The organism is Bartonella sp. MM73XJBT (assembly GCF_028618465.1).
Lineage (GTDB): Bacteria > Pseudomonadota > Alphaproteobacteria > Rhizobiales > Rhizobiaceae > Bartonella.
Genome location: NZ_JAQISY010000035.1, coordinates 1 through 10,991, shown reverse-complemented (window position 1 = coordinate 10,991; position 10,991 = coordinate 1). Strand labels below are relative to the sequence as shown.

Sequence of the window (10,991 nt, the reverse complement as noted above, 5' to 3'; positions counted from 1 at the left end):
TCCTTGGTAATCTCATCGGTGATTTTATTCTGAATATTCGTGAAAGATGTACCAACAGCAGAAAATGCTTTCTCTACAGTATTATAGCTTTCTTCACTCGCTGTACCATCCTCTTTAACTGTGTTAACCTTAAAAGTGAACTCTTCCCATTTGCCATCCTTATATCCAGCACCGTCACCAAAATATGCAGCAAGATTATTACTCATCGAGTAAAGCTGAGAACCATTGATTGCATCCGTTGAATTTTCAGCGATGTCACCATTCGCAAGAAAGCTGATCTTACTATTCGTCTTTGTCTCACCTTCACCATGCTGGGCTACAAATGCTTCTTTCTCATTGTTCCACAATAAAGCATCACCTTTTGTTTTATTAATTTCCTTGGTAATCTCATCGGTGATTTTATTCTGAATATTCGTGAAAGATGTACCAACAGCAGAAAATGCTTTCTCTACAGTATTATAGCTTTCTTCACTCGCTGTACCATCCTCTTTAACTGTGTTAACCTTAAAAGTGAACTCTTCCCATTTGCCATCCTTATATCCAGCACCGTCACCAAAATATGCAGCAAGATTATTACTCATCGAGTAAAGCTGAGAACCATTGATTGCATCCGTTGAATTTTCAGCGATGTCACCATTCGCAAGAAAGCTGATCTTACTATTCGTCTTTGTCTCACCTTCACCATGCTGGGCTACAAATGCTTCTTTCTCATTGTTCCACAATAAAGCATCACCTTTTGTTTTATTAATTTCCTTGGTAATCTCATCGGTGATTTTATTCTGAATATTCGTGAAAGATGTACCAACACCGCTTAAAGCCTCAGCTACATTACTATAACTCTCTTCTTTTTCCTCACCATCAGCATTCACTGTTTTTATTTTAAAAGTTGGATCGGTCCACTTGCCATTCTCATATTTGGCGTTACCGCCAAAATACTTGGCCATATTCGTGGCAGCGGTTTTGAAATTATCGGATAAAGTTGTTACATTTTTATTTGTTGTAAACAACTGCGAACCAGTAACAGCTTCATTTGAAGCTTCTGACAGAGAAGCACTCTTTAGACCCGTAAGAGTACGCGTTCCATTATTTTTGTTGGTAATATCAATTTTATCTCCATCGGTTTCCTTACCAATGGTGATGTATTTTGTTTTACCATCTTGTTTCACGAAGCTACTGGCTGCGACTTGTTCTTTGACATCTTTTTCAACTTTTTGTAGTTGTCCAAAATTCACCGCATCGGTATCGTCACTACCTTCTTTCACTCCTGTTATCTTTTTACTGCCAGCATCAATACCAGAAGTTGTGACTTTCGGACCATTATTGATGATTAAGCCTGTTGTGTTTAAAGTTACTGGAATTATAGGATCTTCTCTACTATCTGATATGCCTCCTTCCCTTAATTCTATGCTCTTTAACGTGAGATCTTTTGCTAAATCAAATTTTACGTTATTATCTTTATCGCCTTTTGTGACTTCGAAATTGCTACTTCCAGCTGCCAAATCTATTGAGCTGTCTATAGCAATAGCAACAGCATCATTGGCACTATTAATAGATAGCTTCCAACCTTTGTTCACGTAGTCTTGTAATTCTTTCAATTGTGCAATATTCACTGCATCAGTATCTTTACTACCAGCTGCGACTCCTGTAATTTGTCGCGTAACCTCATTAGTATTGTCACCAACACTAACGGCACCTAATTTACTTCGCCACACATAATCTGAACGGTTTGTGTCATTTTTCTCTAAAGGACTATAACCCTTACCAGAACCAGAAACATCAGCTACAGAATAGGCTCCTATAGCAACTCCTGATTCCACTATTGCTTGCGATTTCAGTCCCAAAGCCATAGAATTAAGAAAAGATGCAGATGCCTCAGAACCTATTGCAATACTATAAGCTTGTAATCCTTTCGCCTTAAAACCCAAAGCAATAGCAGACTTCTGCCCTGCCCGCGCATAACGACCAACAACAACCGCATCAGATGCATCTTCCGCTATGACTGTATCTGCACCAACAGCAACGCTTCCACCTCTATGGGCTTCTGCATTAGCACCAATAATAACAGACGATGACAAATCTTTAGTATTATCGTCTAAAGATGCCTTGGCCTTGGAGCCAATAACAACACTATCAGCAACTTTTGCCATAACGTCACTACCAAAAATGACATTATTTCCCAATACATCTCTTGGCAATTCGACATCAGGCTTTATTCTCGTAGCTGAATCGTTGTGTAAAGTATCAAATACATCAGTGATCGTTGAATCTTCATCATTTTGTACAGGTTGTTGGGGTAAAAAATTACTACGAGCAAATAACTGCGGACTAATGATAGGTTGCTTCTGTTTTTCCTTTGTACTCGCCGCTCTTTTCGAGAGGTTACTACCATCTGCTCTAAGAGTATTTACAACAAAATTATCACCACTCATATCAGAAAGGATGTTCGTTAAAAAAATTGCATAGTCACCAGAAGCACTCACTTTTGGTGTCAATGCTGTATTCAGCACTGTCACATAATTCCCTTTTGATACATCAAGAGGTCCCAAATAATCGGCAGAGGTATCATAAACAGAAATAACACTTTGGGGATACGCTACAGCAACAGTCTTTATATCCGTAGAAATTTCTTCTTTTGAATCAAGATTTTTTGAAAAAACAGGAGAAACACTCGACAAAAGTGCAGCCATTGAAGTCAATGACAGAACTTTAATAAAAGGAAAACGAGAAAATTTTAAATCACTCCCCGCTAATTTTGTATATAATTTTTTCATAACAAATTCCCCAATGAAAAAAATTTAACTATAAACACAAAAAAGACACATTTAAATGCTAAAATATTTCCTTTACGTTATTTTTTAACATATTTAAAAATTAAAGCGTGATTGAAAATAGAGAAAAATTGCGTTTAGATGTTAAAATGAATGTGTTTGCTTTTTTATTGTCTTTTAAAGAAAATAAGATACATCTTTTAGTATATTGGTTAATATTTGCTTAATTCTTTAGACTGATTAGTTATTTTTTATAGATTGGATTGTTTTTTAGTTTTTAAGCTACCATTTTTATTTAATTAATAATAGTTTAAAAAAGATTTTTTCTTCGTTGAGTAGGTGCTAAAAAGAGGTATTTTTTGAGTGAAATAAATTGATCTTATGGGGTTAGTAATTTTTCTTGAAAAATGTACAAGGGGGAGTTTGTTGTTATCTTTAGATTTTGTCTTTGCCCTTCGTTTTGTCTGAACTAATTACAAAGATTAGAATGTGTATTGCTATTTTTGCAGTTTTCAATACCGAAAGCAGGTGTATGTTGGAATGTATTATATGCCGCTATCAAATGCGGCTTAACTTTTCTTGCTAAGTAAAGGGATTTATACTCTCATTTCTCTCCTTTAAGTGCAGTAACACATTGATTTATAATCGTAATCTAGCGTTATTCATATTGAATGAGAAACCTGAATAACGTAAGATTCTCTCATTTCAAATCTGTTTATCTTGAATCAATTAATATCGCTTGCTTGCACGTCAAAACGGGGCTGGTGTGTGGGTAAAAACTGGACAAGAAAGGAGTAAAAATGCCTCTTATGAATCGTTTTAGGTGCCAAGATCTGTAGCAACATCGGAAGCTGGCAAATATAATGATGGTGTTAGCTTGTTGCAAAAACACTAAAGAATGGTGTTTCATCATCAACACTATAATTTTGCATGCCTTCAGCACCTGTGATGACAACAATAAAGAAATAAATCGGTAAACGTGTATTTTTATGCTAGGTTGGTAACTTGTCTTCTGTAGATATTACTTAATAGATTGTTTTTATTGCTTTTTTGAACTACTTTGAGCAAAAAGCAGAAAGTGTTAATGCGGGGTATTTTACCTTTTTATCAGGTTATAAATGGAATAGAAAAAGAGCTTTATCATTAATGTTGTGTTTTGTTTTATTATTCAGCTTCTTTATGATGTCTTGCTTTAAAGATTTAAATTCATCCTTTATTATTTCATTTGTGACTTTGTTTGTTTCTTATCAAAATAAATTTTTTCCCTTGTCAATTAAGACAAAGGAAAAAATTCTATTAAAATTTAGTTTTTCATATTATTTCAATTTCAGAGTTATTGCTCCGCCTACTCCCCAATGACCACCAGCACTCGTTGCAGATAGATTAGAGCGGATTTTTCCATTTTCAGACGTATAACCAGCGCCAAAAGCAAATGCGGATTGTCCACGCCACGTGCCGCTACCAAATGAAATACTCAAAGATCCTGGATCATCGAAGTAACGTAAATTAGATACTGCTAAACCAATGGCTGCTGCTTGCCTTGCCTCTTTCCGCACATCCTCAATGCTATAATTTAATGCTTCAAACTTTATATCAGTGTAGGATTTAGCTTCAGCAACAGCATTACCCATCATAGCATTGTGTTTATCTGTGTACTTTTTGGCATCCTCAAGAACAAGTTCCATCTGTTTTTTCGTGTAATCATGTAACTGACCTCCATTGACCGCTTCTTTTGAAGCTTTTTCTATTTTACCATCCGCTACATTGTCTAATAATACTGGATCACTTTCACTCACACCAACTAATGTAACTTTATTTACCTTCTTTCCATCAGTTCCTTTATCATACTTAACCGCATCATTCGTAACGGTATTTTCAATATCTTTAACATGTTGGTCAATCGTATCTACCTTGTTTTCAACCTCTTTCACCTTCTCATTCGTTTTCCATAGCTGCCCCCCATTCACAACATCTTGCGAATTTTCTTCTATTTTGCCATCCGCTACATTGGTAATCTTACTCGAATTTCCATTATGGCTAGCGTCATACGCTCCTTTTTCTTCATTCCAATTCAAACTATTGGATGAGCCATTCTTTTCAACATCATGAATACGCTTGTTGATACTCGTCATATTCTTACTTACACCATCAAAAGCACTCGCAACATCATTATAGCTCTTCTTATCCGCAGAACTACCATCATCATTAAATTGCATGACTTTGAATTCTGCTGTCTGCCACTTGCCATCCTTATAACCAGCACCTCCACCAAAATACGCCGCTAGTGCATTGCTGAACATATAAAGTTGCGAACCATTCACAGAATCTGTTGATTCTTCGGAGATTGCTCCTGCATGCACACCAGAAAGAATCCGCGCCACATTTTTACTGTTTGCAATACTGATACCAGTACCCTCTTTTTCTCCGCCAATCTTGATAAGCTTCGTCTCTTCATCCTGCTTAACAAGATTATCACTAACCACATTGTTAATCTCATTCTTAACTTCATTGTGGATATTCATGAAAGAAGTACTTATGCCTTCAAAAGCTTCCGCTACACTTTCATAGGCGTTTTCTTCAACTTCACTGCCATCAGATTTTATGGTTTTTATCTTAAAATTTGGAGCAGTCCATTTACCATTCTCATATTTAACACCACCACCTAAATAAGTAGAAAGCGCATTGCTTACAGAATAAAGCTGAGAACCATTAACGGCTTCTGTTGAGTCTTCAGAAATATCTCCATTGGCAAGAAACTTAATTTTGCTATTGGTTTTTCCCTCTCCATGCTGCGCTATAAAAGCCTTATCAGCTGTGCTCCACAACAAAGAATCCTGTGCAACACCTTGGGAAACTTGCTTAATCCGATCATTCACATTCTTGATATTCTCATTAAGCCCAGTAAAAGCTGCTTCAACATCGTTAAAGGTACCTTCTTCTACATGCCCCTCTTTAGAAACCTTAGAAAGTTTATAGGTTGGCCCTGTAAATATATCACTAATAAATTTTGCACCACCACCCAAGACTTTGACTACACTCTGAAATATTTTATTAATCTGCCCACCATTGATCGCATCATGTGATTGCTCATCAATGGCACCATCTTTCACATTATGAACTGCAACGGAAGCCTTGTCCTTACCTCCCAAAGTTACACTCGCATAATCAATTTGACCATCCTTTTGTTTATCATAATGAACAACAGCAGACTCATCAGACTGAAGATTGTTAGAAAGCTTCTCCAAACTTTCATCAAGCTGTTCCTTGTTAACAGCTTCATTATTTTGTGTTGCTGCTTTCACACCGGAAAGTACTCTATCCCCTTTGTCCTTATTGGCGATATTAATTTCTGTACCTTCTGCTTTAGCACCAATCGTGAGAAGATGCGTGGCTTTATCTTGCTGAACAAAGCTTTCGCTCTCTACTTTGTTAATCACATTATTAACCTGTTCAGTCAATTGATTCTGAACATTCGTTATAGAATCACCAACACCAGTAAAAGCAGCTGCTACATTGTCATAAGACTCCTCAGTCACAGAACCACCTTCAGAATTGAATTTCTTAACCGTGAATTTAGGATTGGTCCATTTTCCTTCTGCATAGCTAGCGCCACCACCAAAATATGTCGCAACCTCTGTACCCAATGTATGAAGCTGGAAACCATTTATTGCTTCTGTTGAATCTGTTGCAATTTTGCCACTTCCAACATTACGTAAAGCAACCGTGCCTTCCGAAGGTTTTCCAAAAGTCACACTGGTTTGTTTTTTACGAGCTAATCTCGTAAGTGCATGTGCGTCATCTGAATCTTCTTCTGTATCGTAATCATAGAAAACTGCTACAGAACGAACCTCCTCAATATCTTTAGAAAGTTTTGTCACATTCTTATCAAGCTGACCTTTGTTAACCGCTTCATTGGCCTCTTCTGCATCCTTAACGCCAGAAAGAGTACGATCCTGTTTATCCTTATCTATAATACTGATGCTTGCACCATCTTTTTCCGCACCAATCTTAATCAGTTTCGTATCTTCATCCCAATTAACAAGACTCTCACCTTTCACATTAGCAATCGCATTATTAATCTCATTGGTAATTTTACTCTGAACAGTCGTGAGAGCAGTATTAACACCTTCAAATGCATCCGCTACATTCTTATAGCTTTTTTTATCTTCTGTGCCATCATCCTGAAAAGTTTTAATCTTAAAAGTTGGATCGCTCCAGTTTCCATTTTCAAAGTTAGCACCACCACCTAAAAAACGCGCTAGACTGGTACCCATTATATGTATCTGAGAACCATTTACGGCTTCGGTCGATTCCGCTGAAAGTGTCCCATTTTTTACGCCTTTTATTTCTTTATTCCCAGCATTAACCCCAGAAGTGGTTATTTTCGGACCATTAGCAATCACCAACCCAGTTGCATCTAAGATGTTGTTTTCTACTTGTATTTTATCGACTGTAACATTCCTAGCTAGATCAAATTTTACCTTATTATCGTCTTTGTTCTTTGTAATATTCAGGTTGCTGCTTCCAGTAGAAAAATCTACATCACTGTTCATAAGAACAGCTTTAGCATTTTTCCCACCAACAGATAATTTCCAACCGTTTTGTCTCATGACATCTTCTAAGTCTCTTAACTGCCTAACATTCACTGCATCAGCTGGATTACTACCAGCTGCTACGCCTATAATTTGTCGTGTTATATTCTTACTAGGATTACCAACACTCACAGCGCCTTGCGTACTTTTCCATTGAGATTCGGTGGTTGTGGCCGGCCCTTGCAGAATAGAAGTATACCCCAAAACACCAGCAGCCCTATCAGACACAGAATTTCCCCCGATAGCAATTCCTCCATCAACTGTCACTTTAGAACTGAAACCTAAAGCAATACTATAAGCATTTGATGCCTCTGCTTCAGCACCTAAAGTAATACTTCCCTCTCCCTTTGCTTTTGAATAAAATCCTATAGAAATGCCCTTATTATTACTTGCGTATGCCCGATGACCAAGAACAGTCGAACCATACCCTAGAGCCTTAGAAACACTACCTACAGCTGTTGAATAATCACTCTTCGCTGTTGTATGATCATCCTCTTTCCCACTATATTCACCACCTATTGCGACACTGCTTTTACCCGAAGCGTGAGCCATATAACCTATAGAAATGCTATCCTCTTTTGACGCATCTGTACTAGCGCCTAAAGCAATACTATTATTTCCTGACCCACTTGCCTGATTACCTATAGCAATACCATTATTTGCTGCCACAATTGCAGAAGCGCCTAAAGAAACACCACCAGAATACCCCACAACAGCTTTAAAGCCTATAGCAGTAGCGTTATCCACCATCGCTTTCGCTTGCCCACCAAGTGCAACAGAACCATCACCAGCCCCCATTGTATCAGAACCAATAGAAACCGCATATTTCCCCGAACCTTGCGCTTTACGTCCCACAGCTACTGCATATATACCCGCAAGGGTCGTTGTGATATAACCGTCTTTCATTTCTCCAGAACCTATTGCGACACCACCCTGCCCTTTAACAGAAGCGAATTTACCTATAGCAACTGCCTCAGTATCACCTCCCTCAGCCCACGGACCTATAGCAACAACATTACTGCCTTTTTTCTTCACTTCATAACCCACAGTATAAGAATGGTCCGCATCATAGTTTCCTCTCGTAGCAACTGGAAATACATTTGCTACAGCTATTGGTCGCATCCTCTTGGTACTTTTTTCTAAACTACGAACGTTAAACAATCCTACATCTGTTTCCTCGTTATCATCTTTTGTAAGCTGCTGTATCTTAAGTATATATGGCACATTTTTCCGTGCAAGATCGCCATCTTCTTTCAAAACACTTATAAAGCTCTCATCACCCGTATTGGAAAAAGTATTGATTAAAAAATTTGCATAATTACTCAAAGCTTTAACTTTTTCTGCTCTTGCTTTATTGAGCGATGTTAAATAATTGTCTTTTGAAATAGAAAAAGCATCCAAGCCACTGTTATAGGTATTATAAGCAGAGATAACATTTGGAGGCGAAGCTATAAAAGCGCTCTCGACACCTTCACGAAACACTTTGCTTATATCAAAAGCTGCTGAAAAACTAAGAGAAACGTTCGATAAAAATGCTACCATTGCAGTCAACGAAATCTCAATAACTAAAGGTAGCGAATAAGGAGAACGAAGGCATTTCAATTCTCTTGTCGCTGATGTGGTATATAATTTTTTCATGATATCCCCTCTAAAAACATATTTAACATAAAAAAGACATATTTTAGCGTTACAGAGCTATAGGTTTAGTTTTATGGTTGTTCTAAAAATTGTTAGGTTGACATATTGAGTAAAGGCACTAGTTAAAGCGTTAGTGGAATTAGGGTTACAAGTATTAATCATTTTTGCCTGTGGGTTGGAAATTTTGCAATTAGTCTAAATAAAAGAAAAAGTTTTTTTATTTAAGTGGGAGTAGATTTTTTAATTCGATAAAAGAGTTAAGTTGTAAAATTTAGGGTGGTTGTCTTTTTATCATAAGAAGCCTCATAAGTTTTTTGTGATTATTTTTTTTCCTGTAATGGAGTCAATTAACCTTAATTTAAGGTTAATTAATTTAAAATAAGAACTGTTTTTCTTTTAAAAAGATTTCTTCTAGTAAATAAGGCATTTTTTTACTGGAATGAAGCTTATTAAATTAGATACAGAACACGAAATTAGATAGCAAAAAATCATTTTTCTTCATATATTTTTCTCTGACTCGCTATAAAAAACACACTTCAAGGTTGTTGAAGTGTGTGTTTTATTAGCAAGATTATGAAATATGGCTTCTGTAAAATTTAAGTGTAACACTGTTTTGACTTATTATAAAATTTTCGCCCCTGCCTAATAAGACAAGAGCGAAAATTCTGTTAAATTTTATTCTCTTCGTATTATTTTATTTTCAGAGTTATTGCACCGCCTACTCCCCAATGACCACCAGCACTCGTTGCAGATAGATTAGAGCGAATTTTTCCATTTTCAGACGTATAACCAGCGCCAAGAGCAAATGCAGATTGTCCACGCCACGTGCCACTACCAAATGAGATACTCAAAGATCCAGGATCGTCGAAGTAACGTAGATTGGATACTGCCAAACCAATGGCTGCTGCTTGCCTTGCCTCTTTACGTACATTCTTAATATCATAAGTTAAAATATTAAACTTCATATCTGTATATTGGTCAGCCCGATCAACAGCATCATCAATGGTATTAATAACGATATTCTTCACCTGACTATCCGTATATTTTTTTGCATCATCGAGAACTATCTTCATTTGCTGTTCAGTATAGTCATGCAGTTGTCCACCATTAATAGCTTCTTTCGAACCTTTCTCAATGCGACCATCAGCTACATTATCAATCATAACAGGTTCACTAGGATCTCCACCTTTCAAAGTGATTTTATTGGTTTTTTGACCAGTTTTATCTGTGTCATAGCGAACAGTATCCTCAGCAATATTGTTAATTCTATTATCAATATTATCAACTTTGGCATCAATATTGAGAACTGTGTCACCAATATCAGCAATAGTATTAGAAATGTTATCAACTCTATTTGAGATATGCTGAACATCTTTTTCAACACCAGAAATACGCTCATTAGTCTCCCATAATTGTCCTCCATTTACAACTTCTTTTGAACCTTTTTCAATTTTACCATTGGCAACGCTATCAATCTTGCTTGCTTTGCCTTTATGACTAGCGTCATACATCCCTTTCTGCTCATTCCAATTTAAACCATTAGAAGAGACATTCTTTTCAACATTTTGAATGCGGTTGTTTATCTTCGACATACTATCACTTACACCGTCAAAAGCACTAGCAACATTATTATAGCTTATCTTCTTATCAACAGAACCATCAGCATTGAATTGCGCAACTTGGAAATTAGGAGCTGTCCATTTTCCATCCTTATAGCCAGCACCACCACCAAAATACACAGCAAGTTGGTTACTCATCAAATAAAGTTGATTGCCTGTAATGGCTTCCATTGAGCCCTCTGAAACCTCTCCATCAACAAGAAACTTCAGTTTGCTCTTGCCTCTTTTGTCGCCTTTTCCATGAAGAGCTACAAATGCCTGATCATCATCGCTCCACAACAAGGCATCCCCTTTAACTTCTTGAGTAATATTCGTGATTTTTTCATTAACATCTTTGACTACATTCGTCAGATGCGTATTCACACTCTTCACAT

The 10,991-nt window shown here is 36.9% G+C and carries 2 protein-coding genes and 1 pseudogene; all 3 read right to left on the bottom strand.

What is annotated here, in order from left to right; translation table 11 throughout:
* Positions 1-2,771: pseudogene (locus tag PVV69_RS08250) on the bottom strand (hypothetical protein); the annotation flags it as partial.
* A 1,313-nt stretch (positions 2,772-4,084) separates the two neighbouring features.
* Entirely contained in the window at positions 4,085-8,998 is a 4,914-nt protein-coding gene (locus PVV69_RS08245) for a Vomp family autotransporter (RefSeq protein ID WP_273757131.1), read from the bottom strand.
* Positions 8,999-9,687: 689 nt separating this feature from the next.
* Positions 9,688-10,991: Vomp family autotransporter (locus PVV69_RS08240; protein ID WP_273757130.1), on the bottom strand; the 1,304-nt coding region annotated here is incomplete at its 5' end.

Coding starts and splice junctions, on each gene's coding strand:
- PVV69_RS08245 (WP_273757131.1), bottom strand. CDS start 8,998: ATGAAAAAATTATATACCACATCAGCGACAAGAGAATTGAAATGCCTT.